Raw genomic sequence first — 16,228 nt, forward strand, 5'->3', positions numbered from 1 at the left:
CCCACCCCACCCCAACCCCTCCGCATCGAATGCACCAACTGCGGCCGCCCCGGCCCCCCACAAGCCCTCCCCGACGGCCTCTGCCGCCCCTGCCGCACAACCCACCACACCAACACCATTGACCCCACCAAACCCACCGACCCCACCGAACCCACCGACATCAAGGCACGCATGGCCAACCTCCGCAGCCTCCTCAAACCCGTCTGAGGCCGACACGGGGTGCGGCGCTCCGGACGCGGAAAATTGAATACCGCACCGGCCGCGCAGGGCGGAGACTCGTCCCATGGCTGACACGGGTGACATGGGTGACAGGGGTGACAGGGGCGCGTTCCGCGAGGCGGTCACCGTGTGGGCGGCCGGTGGGCCCGGTGACCCCGCCCGTGAGCTGGCCGAACAGCTCCCCGTACGGACCGCTGTCCTCCTCGAAGGCCCGAGCGACGCCGCCGCCGTCGACGCACTGGCGGAGAAGCGCGGCCGGGACCTCGCCACCGAGGGTGTCTGCGTCTTCCCCATGGGCGGCGCGATGAGCGTCGGCCGCTTCGCCGGTCTCCTCGGCCCCTCCGGGCTGGGTATCCGCCTCACGGGCCTGTGCGACGAGCGGGAGCGCGGCTTCTACGAGCGGGGATGGGAGCGGGCGGGCGCGGGCGCCGGGCAGGAGTTCTTCGTCTGTGCGGCCGACCTGGAGGAAGAGCTCATCCGGGCCCTCGGCGTGGCACGGGTGCGGGAGCTGGTCCAGGCGGAGGGCGACCTGCGCGCGCTCCAGATCTTCCTGCGCCAGCCGGCACAGCAAGGCCGGTCACCGGAACAGCAGTTGCGACGCTTCCTCGGTACGAAGAAGGGGCGCAAGATTCACTACGGTCGCGTCCTCGTCGAAGCCCTGGGCGCCGACCAGGTCCCCGCCCCGCTCGATGACCTGCTCGCCCACCTCTGAAGCTGAGACCCCAGGTCGCGGGGGTCTGTCCACCCGGCTCACATTGCGGCACTCTGGTGTCCGTTCAACCCGCGTAGATTCCACGGCACTTCGAACACCCAGCACCCCACTGCCCGGTTGTCGACCCGAAGGATTCCACCCATGCGCCGCTCTATCCGACCCAGACCCCGAACTCGCCCCCGCATGGGCACCCGTACTCGCACCCGTACTCGCACCCGTACTCGTACGAGCCTCCTCGCCCTGCTGGCGCTCCTCGGCGGCCTGCTCGCCGTCACCGCCACCGCGTCCCCCGCAGCGGCCGCGCCCAACTTCAAGGCGCCCTACGCCTGCGGCCAGCAGTGGACCTACAGCCACCACTCCGCCGAGGTCAGGCGGGCGCTCGACTTCGTCCGCACCGACGGCGGGGCCACCGCCGGTTCGCCGGTCCTCGCCTCGGCCCCCGGCACCGCCTACCGCTACTCGCAGCCCAGCGGCGCGGGCAACTACATCGCCATCGACCACGGCGGCGGCTGGCAGACGTACTACTTCCACCTCAACGCCTTCTCCGTCGCCAACGGGGCCCAGGTCGGCCAGGGCCAGCAGATCGGCACCACCGGCTCCACCGGCAACAGCTCCGGCGCCCACATCCACTACGAGCAGCTGCTCAACGGGGTCGGCCAGAACATCGTCATCAACGGCCAGTCGCTGAGCCCGTATCCGGGCTCGTACTACAGCAAGTACCTGACGAGCGACAACGGTTGTGCGGGCGGAGGCGGCAGGTACTGGGTCGACACGTTCGCCAACGCCACCGGTTACGCAGCCCCCAACACGGCCGACGCGCAGGGCATCCTCAACGCCGGTACGAACTACGTCTATTGCAAGGTGTGGGGCGCGCGCGTCGGCACGGCGACCCAGTTCAACCACTGGTGGCTGCGCACCGACCTGGACAGCGTCTACCCGGGCAAGAACGGCCGCAACGCCTACGTCTCCGCGTACTACCTCTCCCGCTGGGGCAACGACGAGGCCCGCGACAACAACGGCACCGTCATCCCGAACTGCTGACCGCACCCCCCAAGACGCCGTGCACGGGAGGGCCGCGGCGGCTTCCTTCCCGTGCACGGTCCGCGGCGTACGGACACATTCGCGCGGCTCAGAACCGCAGCGCCCCGATCAACCGCCGAGCGGTCCGAGCGTCGACGGACCCCAACTCCACCACGTCCGAGGCCCCTTCCCGTACGGACACGTCGAGAGTCCCGCCTCCCGTGGCAGCGGTGAAGGCCTGGGCCAGCAGGCCCCGTACGGTGTCGGCGCCGGGCACGCCGGGCACGCCGGGCACGCCGGGCACGCCGGGCACGCCGGGCACGCCGGGCACGCCGGGCACGCCGGACCCCGGCGACGAGGCCCCCAGCAACCGCGCCAGGCGCATGGCGTCGTCGAGCCGGCAGACCCCGAGCGTGATGCGGCCTTGCCGTACGCGCAGCTCGGGGAGGTCGATCCGGTACGCCTCGCAGATCTCCCGCAGGGCGCGGGCGGCCTTGAGGGTGCGCTTGGTCCCGGTACGGATGAGCCGCGCCAACTGCCGTGCGTCCGGGGCCTTGAGGGCGTTCAGCTGTACGTGGTCGTCGGCGCCGGTCGCACCCACGTCCAGCCCGGCCTCACGGAGGGCGGCACGCAGTTCGGCGGCAGCTCCGGAGGACGGCGCCGGGTGAGCGGTGGTGGTCGTGGCGGTCATGCGTGGCTCCTGACGGGTGGCTCGGTCGGTAGGCGGTGGTGCAGGGGGAGTACGGAGACGGGGTAGATGGTCCAGCGCCAGCGGGCGTCGGGTGCCTCCAGCTCGTACGCGTACGGCTGCCCTCGGCGCATCGCCCGCACGGCCGCCTCCGCGCCCCGGTGGTCTCCGAGCCAGGCCCACGCCCGGTGGAAGGCGTCATGGCCGAGCCGAGGCGTCAGCCACCGTACGGATTCACCTATCCAGGCCACGGCAGGCCCCGGAGCGGTGGTGACGAGGTCTGCGGGGGGCGTTCGGTGCGCGGTGCCGTCGGCATCGGCGTGACACCAATAGGCCCGGGGGAGAAGGGCGTTCACGCCAGTGCGGCCGGGCGTGAGGTGAGGATCTCGGCCCACACGTCCTTGCTCTCCTGCCGGACGACCGTGCCGAAGTGCTCCGCGACCCCGGAGATCAGCGCCAGCCCGCGCCCGCTCTCGCTGTCCCAGTCGGGGTCGCGCGGTGCGGGCGAGTCGGTGTTGGTGTCGGTGACGGTCACCCGTACGCCGTCGGGGCGGCGGCGCAGGGTGATCGTGCAGTGCGGCGACCCGGTGTGCCGGTCCACGTTGGCCAGCAGCTCATGGGCGCAGAGCGTGACGGAGTCGCTCAACTCCCGGAAGCCCCAGAGGTCTACGTGGGCGCTGACGATGCGCCGCATGATCGCGAGGGCCTCGGGGTGGGCGACCAGGTCTTGGCGGTAGTCGGGCGGGTCCGGCTCAGCGGTGACGGCCATGGCTCCTCCAGCGTGAGGGGCGACATACTCCCGGCCGGCTTCCAGGAGCGGTTGTCGATCGAGTCGGACGCCGCTCGGATTCTCACGTTCCAGCCGATGCTCGTGCCGGGTCTTCTCCAGACGGCGGAGTACGCCACGGAGGTGATCCGGTCCGCAGGCAGATCCGCGACCGAGGACGAGATCGCGTCCTACATCGAGGTGCGCGCGAACCGGCAGGAGATTCTCGCGCGGGACAACCCTCCGCAGTACGTCTGCCTTCTCGATGAAGCGGTGCTCCGCCGCGAGGTCGGCGGACCGACCGTCATGGCAGCCCAGCTCGGCAAGATCGTCGAGGTGAACAACCCGCCGAAGCTCACCATCCAGGTGGTGCCCTTCTCGCAGGGATGGCACGCGGGAGCCGATGGGGCCTTCAACATCTACAGGTATCCCGACCCGATGGATCTCGACGTCGTCAACCTGGACTACCTCGACGGCGCGTTGTATCTGGAAGAGGATCTGCCCGTGGAGCGCTATCAGCTGGCCTTCGACGAACTGAGGGCTACAGCACTCGCGTCGCGGCAGTCCATGGAACTAGTCTCGGCGGTGCAGCGAGAGTTCATGAACAGAACGTAGAGGTGGACGCAGCAGATGGTGCGATACGGCCTGCCCGACGGTGCCTGGGTGAAGTCCTCTTACAGCGGCGACAACGGGGGGACGTGCATCGAAACCCAGCCGACGCCGGACGGCCTCGTAGCCGTGGGCGACAGCAAGGACCGCGCCCTCGGCGCGCACACCTTCGCCCCGGGGGAGTGGCAGGCCTTCGTCACCGCCGTACGGGACGGCTCGCTCTAAAGGGTCGTCCTCGGTGAGCGCATGGCCCCCGGCCGTGCGCTCGTCGGCTCTGGGCTGCTGCCGCTACTCCGCAAGCATCGGAACCCATGAGACTCCTCGGTGGGCTGCCGCCCATGGTTGCCGCTCTCGTCGGAGCGTAGAGGGATCTTCGCCTGGCCGGAGGGCATCTTCCACCCTGTTCTGCGGGCGGTTCCCGGGCTGGGGCTGAGCTATTTCTCAAGCCTCAGTTCGCCGCTAGGCCGACCTGGAGTGCAGAAGCAAGAATTCCTACGTCGTTGCAGGTCAGTGGCCCGACGCTTCGGATTCAAAGATCATTTCTTGCGTTTGGGGGGCACCTGCGTGCCCCCTGGCGCCCGCCGCGCGCCTGGCCTGGCCTGATGTGGGCGTTTGACCGAGAGCGCAGCCCTCCGTAGATGCCAGCCAGCCCCGTGTGTGCAAAAATCGCACACATGGAAGCAGTGCAGGGCTGGGACGAAGTGGGCGAGCGGATCGCTGAGGCACGCCTGGCCGCGGGTATGAGCCAGGGCAGCCTGGCCTCCGAGGTGGGTCTCGATCGCACGGCCATGGTGCGCATCGAAGCCGGGGACCGCCGTGTTTCCGCTCTTGAGCTTTCTCGCCTGGCCCAAGCGCTAGGTGTCCCTCTGGCGCATTTCCTCTCTCGTCCGCCGGCTCCTCTCGTATCCCGCCGAGTCGCACTGGAGGACGTGCCGGACGAGGCAACTCGTGCCAGCTACCGGCTTGATGCCCGGCTTGAGCAGCACGCTCGCCATGCTCATTGGCTCATCACAGAGGGTTTCCTCACCCCTCCGCCGTTGGACCCTTCTGTGCAGCGGGAGGAAGGTCAGGTCGACCCGGTTGCCCTGGCCGCAGCAGCCCGGAGCGTCCTGGACAGGCCATCGGGTCCACTCGGGCCGATGGCGGACGTCGTGGAGCGGCTGGGCCTCTTCCTGACGGTCGTAGACGTGTCGGCCGAGGGAGCTTCACTCCTGCAGGACGGGTATGGCGTAGCTGTCATCAGTGGAGAAGCACAGCCCGGAAGGCGGCGGTGGACGGCTGCCCACGAACTTGGTCATCATCTTTTGCAGGACGAGTACCACAGCGACGCTGGTGTGGCAGCCGGCCTCGATGAGCGTGAGCGGCAGATCGACCGGTTCGTCGAGTGCTTCATCCTTCCTGCCCAGGATGTAGAGAGGGCTTGGCAGGAAGTTACAGAGGCCAAGAGAATCAGGCCCGCCATGCTTGCCTTGGCAGCCAGTTACAGGGTCTCCTGGAGCGCAGTCGTAAATCGCGTGCGCAACCTGGGGCTGATCGACAGTGCGGAAGCCAGACGTCAGAAGGCGAACTCGCCCACGCGTGGAGACTTTCTCGCCGTACTCGGCGAACAGCCGATCCCTGATCTTGAACCAGGTGCAACTGGCAAGTTGTGGCGCAAGGCGGTGCTGAGCGCCTGGGAAGCAGGCGCCATCACAGCTCCACGCGCCATCGATCTTCTCTATGGCGCACTCACGATGGATGAACTGCCCACGCGCGCCCTGGAGGAGCCGCTGCCGTGAGTGCCGTCTCCACCGATGCAAGCCTGCCCGCGACCTTACTCGCCTGGGATACATCTCCTCTCTTTCACGCAATCAAAGCAGGAAAACTCGATGTCCTCGGCGATGCCACCCGGACCTGGCAAGGCGTGAGGCGGCGGAATGTAACCACCCAGACTGTGGTGGACGAGCTCGGTACGTACGGGCTGAGTCTGGCGAGTGCTGATTGGTTGGAGATCGTGCATGTCGATCACCTGAATGAGCTCACGGCACTCGTGAAGTGGATGGATCTGGTTTCGGGTGGCAAGTCGAACCAGGGCGAAGCTACTGTCCTTGCGTGGGCCGAGGTCAATGATGCGATTGCTGTGATCGATGACGGAGACGCTCGGAGAATCGCCCGCAGAAACTCCCTTCCCGTCTGGGGATCTCTGCGTGTGATAGCGAATGCTGTCAGCGAGGGACATGCAACAGAATACGTAGGAAGCACCTTGGTCGACGCATTGATCGATACTGGTGCGCGATACCCTTGCGCTCGCGGTCAATTCATAAGCTGGGCTAAGCAAAACGGTTTGTTGTAGCGACCATGCGGAATCATGGTCAGCCCTTCCAGCGGGTGGTGTCGGAGGCACCGTCGTGGCCTCAGGGCGACGGTCGGCGTCGGCGCGGTGGTCGGAAGTGCTGGCCGCGATCGTGTTCGGGGTTGGCACGTCGGGTTGTGTTCGGCAGCTGTTGCCGTTCGTGTCGTTCGTGCCCTCGGAGGCGACCGGGCATAAGTGGCCAGGCCTCCGCCTTGTCATAGTCGTGACTACCGTGACCGCCCGTGAGGCAGCGAAGACCCTGTTCGAGCAGCTTCTCTCCGGCGCTTCGCCGGACGAGCTGGCCCAGCGCTTCGATGAGGACGTGGACTGGTTCATCCCCGGCGACACCTCCGTCGTGCCGTGGATCGGCTGCAAGACCGGCCGCGTCGGCGTCGCCGAGTTCTACACGCAGCTCGGCCAGGGGGCAAAGGTCAAGCACTTCCAGATCGACACGATCATCGGTGACGGTGACCGGTGCGTCGTCCTCGGCAGTCTGCGCACCGAAGTCCTCGGGACCGGGCGCGACATCGAGTCCGACTTCGCGTACGACATCGAGGTCCGCGACGGGCTCATCACGCGCTACCACATGTTCGAGGACACGTGGGCGGTCGCCAAGGCCTTCGAGCCGCAGGCGGACTGATCTCGTCCCGGCTCTCCGCCTCGGTCGGCAACACTCATCGTGCGGATCGGCCCCGGTAGTTCCGCTTGTCGAGGAGGAGGCCCACGTTCAGAGCGCCGTCACGGGCCAGGGTCCTGCAGCTCGTGAAGGGTGCGCAGTCGTTGATCAAGGTCGGCGATTCCGCGGCGCGCGGTGTTGACCGTGTCGCGCTGGGTCGTGGTGCCGGGCTCCCTGCCAGCAGCCTTCAGGGCTTCGTCGTCCAGGTCGGTGACCGTACGGCTTATGCTCCCCTCCGCAAATCGATCAGTGCCGTCCGAAGGCGCTTCGGCCGGCCTGCCGGGTCCGAGCCGAAGGCGGGTTGACCCGCTCCTGGCATCATTCCCCCGGCCTGAGCTTGCGGTGCCTGCCCCTCCCGGCACGCAGTGGCGGGGGCTGTGGGGCCGCCATCGTCGGCTGCTCCTCGGCGCGTGGGTGCAGGAGGCGTTGGGCCTCGGCCAGGTTGGCTGCGGTGCCGTACGGCTCCCAGGTGTACCCGTTCCAGCGCTGGATGGCGCGGGGCGCGTCGGGGTTGAGGTGTGAGGCCTTCGGTCCGTCGCCGGAGACGAGGGGGACGGCTCGGAGCCGTCCGATCTTCGCGGCGCGGCGCTCCGCCCACTCCGACAGCGGCTCGTCGTCCATCGTGCTACTTCCGTCGTTCCGGTGGCTCCTGAGTCAGCAGAGTAGTTGCCCCCTGCTGGTGTTTGTGGCGCTTTCGATCAGGCAAGGAGCAGCGGGTTCCGGAAGCGCTGAAGGGGTGGCGGGCGGCGGCGTCTCCGCTTGGCCGGGCGGTCATTCCGGTTCGGCGCAGAACCGGCGAGCGCCCCGGAGTCGCGTACGCAGTCTCCGCTGGGTTGCCCTGCTGTCGAGGCGTACGTCGAGGGGGCCGGGGAGTCCGCTGGTGGCGCGCAGAGCGGCGGGGAGGAGGGAAGGGGCCAGGCCGTCGCGTCGGGCGATCAGGACGCCGAGTCCGTGGCGGCTCAGCGCGTCGGCACCCCCTAGGTGGTGGATTCCGGACGCGTCGGTGGTGGCCAGCTCCAGGAGGGCGGCGGCGAGGTCGGCCACGTGTACGGGGCAGCGGATGTCGTCGGTGAACAGGGCGCCCTCGCGGGTGCCGGAGGCCAGGTCGTGGATGAGGCGTTCGTGTACGGAGCGCCCGTGGCCGATGATCAGGGACGTGCGGGCGACGACGGCTCCCGGGCAGTGGGCGTGGACCCCGTTCTCCGCCGCCGCCTTGGCGGCCCCGTACGGGGCGAGCGGGTCGGGGTGGCTGGTCTCGTCATAGTGGACCCGGGTGCCGGAGCACACGGCGTCGGAGGAGACGTGGACCAGGCGGCTGCCGTGCGCTGCCGCAGCCGAGGCGAGCAGGGCAGGGCCCTCCGCCGTGACCGCCCAGTCGGCCTTGCCGCTCGACGCGTTGATGACGAAGCGCGGCTTCACCTCGGCCATCACGGCTTCCAGATCCCCTGGGTTCCGCAGATCGAGGTGGTGCCAGCCGGCCCGGGAAGTGCCAGGCCTGGTCGCGTAGGTGGCGGCGGTGGCGTGCCCGGCCGCCGTTGCCTGCCGGATCAGCTCAGCTCCCAGGAAGCCGCTGCCGCCGATGATCAGAAACGCCACGCCCCACACCGTCAATCGGATGCCTGCGAGGGATCAGTCGCTCATGGCTCGGGTGATGAGATTCAGGGCAACGCCAGTACGCGACTCGTTGATCTCCTCGGCGGCACAGAGGAGGACGGCGGATTGGCCGACTCCGAGCTGCCGGGTGGAGGCTGTGAAGGCGCGTACGTCTTTGGGGAGGCGACCCCCGCCGTAGCCCATGCCGGGCCGTATATCTCCGCTATTGATACGGGGGTCGATGCCGAGGGTTTGCAGGGTCTCGGAGACGGCGTCGGCCGCCGTGGGGCGTCAGTGGGTACGGGCACACTGAGCGCATGAGCGCTTCGCAGACGAGAACGAGGGTGTTCGGGATCGTTTTCCGACGAACGGCGTGGACACCCTCGCGGCAGCACTTTATGCGACGGCCGACGGCATGCTGAAGGAGAATTCCGACCTGGTGCCGTTGCGCTCGCGGGTCGGCATTGCACCCCGCCTGAGCGATGCCGAACTGGTCGTACGGCTACTGCGCCAGCCACAGCCCCGCACCGCGCGGCAACCGTCACCCGGGCCTGCACCACCGCGTTCTTCGACCGGTTCCTGCTGGGACTCCACCGCCCGCTTCTCGACGCCGCCACCCACCGCCACCCCGAGATCCGCTTCCTCTGGACACGGGGGGCGTGAACCGGCCGGGCTCGTGGCGCCGGCGTCGGCCGCGCCACGGAATCGGCCGGGGCGGAGGGTTTTCGACGTGCCGCCTCAGTGCGGCCACATCGGCGGGTCCGTGAGGAAGTGGCCGCCCACCCCCGCGTGCGCCGGGTCGGCCGGGTCCAGTTCGCCCTGTTCGGCCACCAGCTTCGCCGCGTACGGCTCCGAGTCGTCCTGCGGGTCGTAGCCCAGCGCGCGCGCCGTCGTCAGATCCCACCACAGGCGGGTGTTGGCGGACGAGCCGTAGACCACGGTGTGGCCGACGGCCTCGGCGGTCAGGGCCGCGTGGAACAGCCGTGCCCCGTCGGCCGGGCTCATCCAGAGCGACAGCATCCGTACGGAGGTGGGTTCGGGGAAGCAGGAGCCGATCCGGACCGACACCGTTTCGAGGGCGTGCTTGTCCCAGTAGAGCTGCGCCAGGTCCTCGCCGAAGGACTTCGACAGGCCGTAGAAGGTGTCCGGGCGGTGCGGCGTGTCGACCGGGACCAGCGGGTCGCCGGGTCGCGGGCGCGGGGTGTAGCCGATCGCGTGGTTCGAGGACGCGGACACGATGCGGCCGACGCCCTCCTCCCGTGCGGCCTCGTAGAGGTTGTACGTGCCCTCGATGTTGGCGCGCAGGATCTTGTCGAACGTCGACTCCAGCGAGATGCCGGCCAGGTGGATGACCGCGTCCACCCCGCGTACGGCCTCGCGCAGCGCCTTCCGGTCGGTCAGGTCGGCGGTGATCGCGTCCGGTTCCCCGTCGACCGGGACCAGGTCGAGGAGCCGCAGCTCGTATCCGTACGCGGGCAGCAGGCCCCGCATCAGGGTGCCCAGGCCACCGGCGGCGCCGGTCAGCAGGACGGTGCGGGGTGCGGGCATACGGGGTCTCCTCGAAGCGGAGCGCCGGCGGGGCGCGGGGGTGTACGGGGGCGGCGGGGGTGAATGTGGGGTCGCGGGGGTGGTACGCGGGCGGCGGGGGCGCCGCCGGCCGTCCACGGTGCGCCACCAGCTTCCGATGACCGCCCGGCGCGTCAAATCCGTGGATCGCATTCACATGCGTGGACAAGTTAGGTACCGCCGACGGTCCCGTCAAGGCCCCCGCACGGAACGAAAGTTCTTCGGTCGGAAGCGTTGACGAAACATTCCAGGCGGCTCTAGCTTCATCGCGTCGTACTTCGTACGTCATATATGAGACGCGATACGCGAGATGTGAGAGCCCGTCACCCATGACCTTCGCCCCAGCCCCGATCCCGTCCCGGACCCAGTACGTGCTGGAGGCCATCAAGCACGCCATCCTCACCGCGCAGCTGAGACCGGGACAGGCGCTGGTGGAGACGGAACTCGCCGCGCAGTTCGGGGTGTCGAAGACCCCCGTCCGCGAGGCGCTCAAGACGCTCGCGGGCACGGGGCTCGTGGTCATGAGCCAGTACAAGGGCGTCACCGTACGGCTCGTCGACGCGACCATGGCCCGCGAGGTCTACGACGTACGCCTCCTGCTCGAACCGGAGGCGCTGCGCCGCTCCATCAACCGCAAGGCCTCGCTGGAGGCGGCCCAGGAGGCCCTGGAGCGGGCCGACTCGGCGGTCGACACGGCGGACAGGTCGCTGGCCAACCGGGACTTCCACCGCGCCCTGTACCTGCCCTGCGGCAACCCGCTGCTCTCCCGGATGCTCGACGAGGTCCGCGACCAGGCGGCCCTCGTCTCCACCGTGGCCTGGTCGGCCATCCCCTCCTGGGAGCGGGAGGCGGCCGAGCACCGCGAGATCCTGCGGCTCGCCCTGGCCGACGACGCGGAGGCCGCCGCGGGGGCTCTGCACCACCACATCGCGTCGTTCGTACGCCGCGCCTTCCCCGACGACGAAGACGGGGGCGACGCGGCGTGAACCGTCTGCTGGACACGCACCGAACCCAGCACCTCGACGAAAGGCCGGTCCGCATGGACTTCTCTGAGCTGAAGGCGGCCCTCGCAGACGTTGTGGCGATCCCGGTGACCCCGTTCGCCGAGGACGGCACCATCGACACCGCGACCCACCGCGCCCTGATGCGCAGGCTGCTCGACGGCGGTGTCCGCATCGTCACCCCGAACGGCAACACCGGGGAGTTCTACGCCCTCACCCCCGACGAGCGGCGCCTGGTCACCGAGCTGAGCCTCGAGGAGGTCGCCGGCCGCGCCACCGTCCTGGTGGGCGTCGGACACGACGTACCGACCGCCGTCGCCGACGCCGAGCACGCCGCCGAGGCCGGTGCGGCCATGGTGATGGTCCACCAGCCGGTCCACCCGTACGTCGCCCAGGAGGGCTGGGTCGACTACCACCGGGCCATCGCCCAGGCCGTCCCCCAGCTGGGTGTCGTCCCCTACATCCGCAACCCGCAGCTCGCCGGCGAGCGGCTCGCCGAACTCGCCGACACCTGCCCCAACGTCATCGGCGTGAAGTACTCCGTCCCCGACTCGGCCCGCTTCGGCGCCTTCGCCCGGGACGCCGGACTGGAACGGTTCGTCTGGGTCGCCGGCCTCGCCGAGCTGTACGCCCCCTCCTACTTCGCCACCGGCGCCACCGGCTTCACCTCCGGGCTCGTCAACGTCGCCCCGGCCGTCTCCCTCGACATGCTGGAGGCGCTGCGCGCCGGGGACTACGTGGCGGCCATGAAGGTGTGGGAGCGCATCCGCCGCTTCGAGGAGCTGCGCGCCGAGGAGCAGTCCGCCAACAACGTCACCGTCGTCAAGGAGGGCCTGTCCGCACTGGGCCTCTGCCGCCGCGACGTACGCGCACCGAGCCGGGTCCTGCCCGAGGCCCGGCGCGCCGAGGTCGCCGAGCAGATAGCCGGGTGGTCGCTGTGACGGACGACCGGAAGGCGGGCCCCGCAGGGCGCGTGGCGGACGACCGGAAGGCGGGCCCCGCAGGCCGCCGCATCGCGCCCGAGGAGCTGCGCAGCCACCAGTGGTACGGCACCGACGGCCTGCGCTCCTTCAGCCACCGGGCCCGCACCCGCCAGCTCGGCTACCTCCCCGAGGAGCACCTCGGCAAGCCGGTCATCGCCGTCCTCAACACCTGGTCCGACATCAACCCCTGCCACTCCCACCTGCGCGAACGCGCTCAGGCGGTCAAGCGGGGCGTCTGGCAGGCGGGCGGGTTCCCGCTGGAGTTCCCGGTCTCCACGCTCTCGGAGACCTTCCAGAAGCCGACCCCCATGCTCTACCGCAACCTGCTCGCCATGGAGACCGAGGAGCTGCTGCGCTCCTACCCGGTCGACGGGGCCGTGCTGCTGGGCGGCTGCGACAAGTCGACGCCCGCCCTGCTGATGGGCGCCGCCTCCGTCGACCTGCCCACCGTCTTCGTGCCCGCCGGGCCGATGCTGCCGGGGCACTGGCGCAACGAAGTCCTGGGCTCCGGCACGGACATGTGGAAATACTGGGACGAGCGGCGCGCCGGGCTCATCGGCGACTGCGAGATGGGCGAGCTGGAGAACGGCCTCGCCCGCTCCGCCGGCCACTGCATGACGATGGGCACCGCCTCCACCCTGACGGCCGCCGCCGAGGTGCTGGGCGTCACCGTGCCGGGCGCCAGCTCCATCCCGGCCGTCGACTCCGGCCACGACCGGATGGCGGCCGCCTCCGGGCTGCGGATCGTCGAACTCGTATGGCAGCAGCGGACGTTGTCGCAGATCCTCACCCCCGAGGCGTACGAGGACGCCGTCGCCACCGTCCTCGCGCTCGGCGGCTCCACCAACGCGGTCATCCACCTGATCGCCATGGCCGGCCGGTCCGGCGTCAAGCTCTCGCTCGACGACTTCGACCGGATCGCCCGTACGGTGCCCGTCCTCGCCGACCTCCGCCCCGGCGGGCGGTACTTGATGGAGGACTTCCACTTCGCGGGCGGCCTGCCCGGCTTCCTGGGCCGGCTCACCGACATACTGCACCTGGACCGGCCCACGGTCGCGCACGCCACCCTGCGCGAACAGCTCGACGGGGCGACCGTCCACAACAACGACGTCATCCGGGAACGTTCCGACCCGCTGGCCGAGGAGGGCGGGGTGGCCGTGCTGCGCGGCAACCTCTGCCCCGACGGCGCGGTCATCAAGCACATCGCCGCCGAACCGCACCTGCTGCGCCACACCGGGCCCGCCGTCGTCTTCGACGACTACAAGGAGCTCAAGCGCACGATCAACGACCCGGCGCTGGCCCTCACCCCGGACCACGTGCTCGTGCTGCGCAACGCCGGGCCCCAGGGCGGGCCCGGCATGCCCGAGTACGGCATGCTGCCGATCCCGGACTACCTGCTGAAGCAGGGTGTACGGGACATGGTGCGGATCTCCGACGCCCGGATGAGCGGCACCAGTTACGGGGCGTGCGTCCTGCACATCGCGCCCGAGTCCTTCGTCGGCGGGCCGCTCGCCCTGGTCCGCACCGGCGACCTGATCACCCTCGACGTCGAGGCCCGGCTCCTGCGGCTCGACGTGGACGACGAGGAGCTGGAGCGGCGCAGGGCCGCCTGGTCCCCGCCGCCCGCCCGCTACGGACGCGGGTACGGGGCGCTGTACCAGGAGCAGATCACCCAGGCCGACACCGGATGCGACTTCGCGTTCCTGGCCCGGGAGGGGGAAGTGCCCGACCCGTACGCGGGCTGAACCGTCACCCGTGCGCGGGCTGAACCGCCACCCGTACGCGGTATGGACCACCGCCCGTATGCGGTATGGGCCACCGCCCGTATGCGGGATGAACCGCAACTCGTACGGGGGTGGACCGTCACCTGTATGTGGGCCGGACCGCCCCCGTACGCGGGCCGGACCGTCACCTGTATGCGGGGCCGGACCACTGCCCGTACGCGGGATGAACCACCGAGCAGACCGCTTGCGCCCAGGGCCCCGGCCCCGGGCTCGCCCAGCGCCCGTCAGCAAGCGCTTTCGGCACCGGCGCCACCAGCGGCCCCCAGGAACCCCAGCGGTCCCCAGGGACCCGGCGGCCCACCTCAGGACCCCGGCGGCCCACCTCAGCAACCCGAGCAGACACCGCAGGCACCCCGCAGGCCCCGCAGGCCCCGTACATCCAGCGCTTCCAGCACTTCCAGCACTTCCCAGAGATCGGAGACGTGTCATGGCCCAATCCGCAGCCGTGGCCACACCGCCGCCCCCGCCGCCCAAGGCGCCCCGGCGCCGCCCGGCGAGCCCCCGCCGCCTGCCGTATCTGCTGATCGCGCCCGCGGGCCTGCTGATGCTGGGCTTCATCGCCTACCCGGTGATCAGCGTTTTCTACTACAGCCTTCAGAACTACAACGTCACCAAGCCGTGGCGGAACGGCTTCGCCGGACTCGACAACTTCCGGCGGATCTTCACCGAGGACGACAAGTTCTGGCCGGCGCTCGGCTTCAGCGCCCAGTGGGTCTTCACCCAGGTCACGCTGCAACTCCTCCTCGGCCTCGCGCTCGCCCTGATCGTCAACCAGACCTTCATCGGGCGCGGCATCTCCCGCGCCATGGTCTTCTCGCCGTGGGCCGTCTCCGGCGTGCTGACCAGCACGATCTGGATCCTGCTCTACAACTCCTCGACCGGCTTCAGCCGTTACCTCGCGGACGCCGGGATCGGCGAGTACGGCACCTCGCTCCTCTCGGACACCGGAACCGTCTTCTGGGCGGCCACCGTCACCGAACTCTGGCGCGGGGTCCCCTTCTTCGCGATCCTCATCCTCGCCGACCTCCAGTCCGTCTCCAAGGAGCTGTACGAGGCGGCGTCGGTCGACGGGGCCGGCCGGCTGCGGCAGTTCTTCCACATCACGCTGCCGCACCTGCGGGACGCGATCATCCTGGCCACCCTGCTGCGCGGTGTCTGGGAGTTCAACAACGTCGACCTGCTCTACACCCTCACCGGCGGCGGGCCCGCCGGGGTGACCACCACCCTGCCGCTCTACGTCGCCAACACCGGCATCGAGGGACACGACTTCGGGTACGCCTCCGCGCTCACCACCGTCGCCTTCGTGATCCTCCTCTTCTGTTCGATCGCGTATCTGCGCCTGAGCAAGTTCGGAGGCGACCACAAGTGACCGCCGTACTCACGGAGAAGAGCGGCACCGCCCAGCGGTCCGCCGGCCACTCCACTCCGCCGCCCTCCTCGCGCCGACGCCCCGGACGTGAGCGCGCCTTCGACGACGTACCGCGCTGGCAGATCTACCTGCCGCTCGGCCTCTACCTGCTGTTCACGCTCATCCCGTTCTACTGGATGCTGCTCTTCGCCGTCCGGCCCGCCGGCTCCACCTCGCTGGTGCCCTGGCCGATGACCGGGGTGCACTTCTCCAAGGTCTGGAACGAGCGCAGCTTCGCCGTCTTCTTCCAGAACAGCATGATCGTCGGGATCGCGACGCTCATCGCCACCACCCTGGTCGCCCTGGCGGGCGGCTACGCCCTGGCCCGGTTCAACTTCAAGATCAAGGGCGCGTTCATGCTGGCGCTGCTCTGCTCGCAGTTCATTCCGGGCGCGCTGATGCTCGTGCCGCTCTTCGAGATCTTCCGCAACCTCCAGATGATCAACTCGCTGGCGAGTGTCGTCATCGCGGAGACGGTCTTCCAGCTGCCGCTGTCGATCATCCTGATCAGCGGGTTCATCAAGAACGTCCCGGTCTCCCTGGAGGAGGCCGCCTGGGTCGACGGCTGCTCGCGCTTCACCGCCTTCCGCGCGGTCGTGCTGCCGCTGCTGCGCCCCGGGCTGATCGCGGTCGGCTCCTTCGCCTTCGTCCACAGCTGGAACCACTTCCTGTTCGCCCTGATGTTCCTGAGCGAGCAGGACAAGCAGACGATCCCGGTCGGGCTCAACACCCTGATCGGCGCGGACAGCGTCGACCTGGGCGCGCTCGCGGCGGGCGGTGTCATCGCGGCCGTCCCCGTGGTGATCGTCTTCGCCTTCATCCAGAAGTGGCTCGTCACGGGCTTCAGCGCCGGTGCGGTGAAGGGATGACG

At 69.5% G+C, this 16,228-nt stretch carries 19 protein-coding genes and 2 pseudogenes; 13 read left to right on the forward strand and 8 right to left on the reverse strand.

Annotated features, from left to right (window positions below; all coding sequences use genetic code 11):
- The 3 genes and pseudogenes from AB0917_RS03835 to AB0917_RS03845 form a co-directional block, all read left to right on the forward strand.
- Positions 1-207, forward strand: a pseudogene (locus AB0917_RS03835) (MarR family transcriptional regulator); the annotation flags it as partial.
- A 76-nt stretch (positions 208-283) separates the two neighbouring features.
- The gene (locus AB0917_RS03840) at positions 284-931 is read left to right on the forward strand and encodes a TOPRIM nucleotidyl transferase/hydrolase domain-containing protein (RefSeq protein WP_366817843.1); all 648 of its coding nucleotides are present in this window, start codon (positions 284-286) and stop codon (positions 929-931) included.
- 183 nt (positions 932-1,114) lie between these two features.
- Positions 1,115-1,972, forward strand: coding sequence for a M23 family metallopeptidase (locus tag AB0917_RS03845; RefSeq protein WP_366817844.1), 858 nt, complete (start codon positions 1,115-1,117; stop codon positions 1,970-1,972).
- An 88-nt stretch (positions 1,973-2,060) separates the two neighbouring features.
- Here AB0917_RS03845 and AB0917_RS03850 read toward each other — a convergent pair whose 3' ends face one another.
- The 3 genes from AB0917_RS03850 to AB0917_RS03860 all read right to left on the reverse strand — a co-directional run bounded on the left by AB0917_RS03850 (position 2,061) and on the right by AB0917_RS03860 (position 3,408).
- Positions 2,061-2,642: a hypothetical protein gene (locus AB0917_RS03850; protein WP_366817845.1), complete on the reverse strand. Its 582-nt coding sequence runs from the start codon at positions 2,640-2,642 to the stop codon at positions 2,061-2,063.
- A complete protein-coding gene (locus AB0917_RS03855) occupies positions 2,639-2,890 on the reverse strand; it encodes a hypothetical protein (protein WP_366817846.1) in 252 nt (83 codons plus the stop codon). The genes AB0917_RS03850 and AB0917_RS03855 overlap by 4 nt, the downstream gene beginning before the upstream one ends.
- A gap of 101 nt (positions 2,891-2,991) precedes the next feature.
- Positions 2,992-3,408, reverse strand: a complete 417-nt coding sequence (locus AB0917_RS03860) for an ATP-binding protein (protein WP_366817847.1) — start codon at positions 3,406-3,408, stop codon at positions 2,992-2,994.
- Between the two features lie 12 nt (positions 3,409-3,420).
- Here AB0917_RS03860 and AB0917_RS03865 point away from each other — a divergent pair, with 12 nt between their 5' ends.
- From AB0917_RS03865 to AB0917_RS03885, 5 genes are all read left to right on the forward strand, one after another.
- On the forward strand, positions 3,421-4,020 hold the full coding sequence (locus AB0917_RS03865) for a DUF5753 domain-containing protein (protein WP_366817848.1): 600 nt from the start codon (positions 3,421-3,423) through the stop codon (positions 4,018-4,020).
- A gap of 15 nt (positions 4,021-4,035) precedes the next feature.
- Positions 4,036-4,239 carry a DUF397 domain-containing protein gene (locus tag AB0917_RS03870; protein WP_366817849.1) on the forward strand — a complete coding sequence of 68 codons (204 nt, stop codon included), beginning with the start codon at positions 4,036-4,038 and terminating at the stop codon, positions 4,237-4,239.
- A 449-nt stretch (positions 4,240-4,688) separates the two neighbouring features.
- Entirely contained in the window at positions 4,689-5,792 is a 1,104-nt protein-coding gene (locus AB0917_RS03875; protein WP_366817850.1) for an XRE family transcriptional regulator, read from the forward strand.
- Positions 5,789-6,346: a hypothetical protein gene (locus AB0917_RS03880; protein WP_366817851.1), complete on the forward strand. Its 558-nt coding sequence runs from the start codon at positions 5,789-5,791 to the stop codon at positions 6,344-6,346. The genes AB0917_RS03875 and AB0917_RS03880 overlap by 4 nt, the downstream gene beginning before the upstream one ends.
- A gap of 232 nt (positions 6,347-6,578) precedes the next feature.
- Entirely contained in the window at positions 6,579-6,986 is a 408-nt protein-coding gene (locus tag AB0917_RS03885) for a nuclear transport factor 2 family protein (protein ID WP_366817852.1), read from the forward strand.
- A 34-nt stretch (positions 6,987-7,020) separates the two neighbouring features.
- Here AB0917_RS03885 and AB0917_RS03890 read toward each other — a convergent pair.
- The 5 genes and pseudogenes from AB0917_RS03890 to AB0917_RS03910 all read right to left on the reverse strand — a co-directional run bounded on the left by AB0917_RS03890 (position 7,021) and on the right by AB0917_RS03910 (position 10,163).
- Positions 7,021-7,249 (reverse strand): annotated as a pseudogene (locus AB0917_RS03890) (type II toxin-antitoxin system VapB family antitoxin).
- A gap of 91 nt (positions 7,250-7,340) precedes the next feature.
- Positions 7,341-7,643, reverse strand: a complete 303-nt coding sequence (locus AB0917_RS03895) for a DUF6087 family protein (RefSeq protein ID WP_366817853.1) — start codon at positions 7,641-7,643, stop codon at positions 7,341-7,343.
- Between the two features lie 150 nt (positions 7,644-7,793).
- Positions 7,794-8,618: a sugar nucleotide-binding protein gene (locus AB0917_RS03900; protein WP_366817854.1), complete on the reverse strand. Its 825-nt coding sequence runs from the start codon at positions 8,616-8,618 to the stop codon at positions 7,794-7,796.
- A gap of 33 nt (positions 8,619-8,651) precedes the next feature.
- Positions 8,652-8,873, reverse strand: coding sequence for a hypothetical protein (locus AB0917_RS03905; protein WP_366817923.1), 222 nt, complete (start codon positions 8,871-8,873; stop codon positions 8,652-8,654).
- Positions 8,874-9,353: 480 nt separating this feature from the next.
- On the reverse strand, positions 9,354-10,163 hold the full coding sequence (locus tag AB0917_RS03910) for an NAD(P)-dependent oxidoreductase (protein WP_366817855.1): 810 nt from the start codon (positions 10,161-10,163) through the stop codon (positions 9,354-9,356).
- Between the two features lie 347 nt (positions 10,164-10,510).
- On the opposite strand from AB0917_RS03910, the gene AB0917_RS03915 reads away from it, so the two are divergent.
- The 5 genes from AB0917_RS03915 to AB0917_RS03935 all read left to right on the forward strand — a co-directional run bounded on the left by AB0917_RS03915 (position 10,511) and on the right by AB0917_RS03935 (position 16,226).
- Entirely contained in the window at positions 10,511-11,167 is a 657-nt protein-coding gene (locus tag AB0917_RS03915) for a GntR family transcriptional regulator (protein WP_366817856.1), read from the forward strand.
- 53 nt (positions 11,168-11,220) lie between these two features.
- Complete coding sequence (locus AB0917_RS03920) at positions 11,221-12,123, forward strand: dihydrodipicolinate synthase family protein (protein ID WP_366817857.1); 903 nt, start codon at positions 11,221-11,223, stop codon at positions 12,121-12,123.
- 32 nt (positions 12,124-12,155) lie between these two features.
- The gene (gene araD, locus AB0917_RS03925) at positions 12,156-13,910 is read left to right on the forward strand and encodes an L-arabinonate dehydratase (protein WP_366817924.1); all 1,755 of its coding nucleotides are present in this window, start codon (positions 12,156-12,158) and stop codon (positions 13,908-13,910) included.
- Positions 13,911-14,376: 466 nt separating this feature from the next.
- Positions 14,377-15,318, forward strand: coding sequence for a sugar ABC transporter permease (locus AB0917_RS03930; protein WP_366817858.1), 942 nt, complete (start codon positions 14,377-14,379; stop codon positions 15,316-15,318).
- Complete coding sequence (locus AB0917_RS03935) at positions 15,315-16,226, forward strand: carbohydrate ABC transporter permease (protein WP_366817859.1); 912 nt, start codon at positions 15,315-15,317, stop codon at positions 16,224-16,226. Before AB0917_RS03930 ends, AB0917_RS03935 begins: the two co-directional genes overlap by 4 nt.
- Positions 16,227-16,228 lie beyond the last annotated feature (2 nt).

This window comes from Streptomyces sp. NPDC007346, assembly GCF_040703535.1.
Taxonomy (GTDB): domain Bacteria; phylum Actinomycetota; class Actinomycetes; order Streptomycetales; family Streptomycetaceae; genus Streptomyces.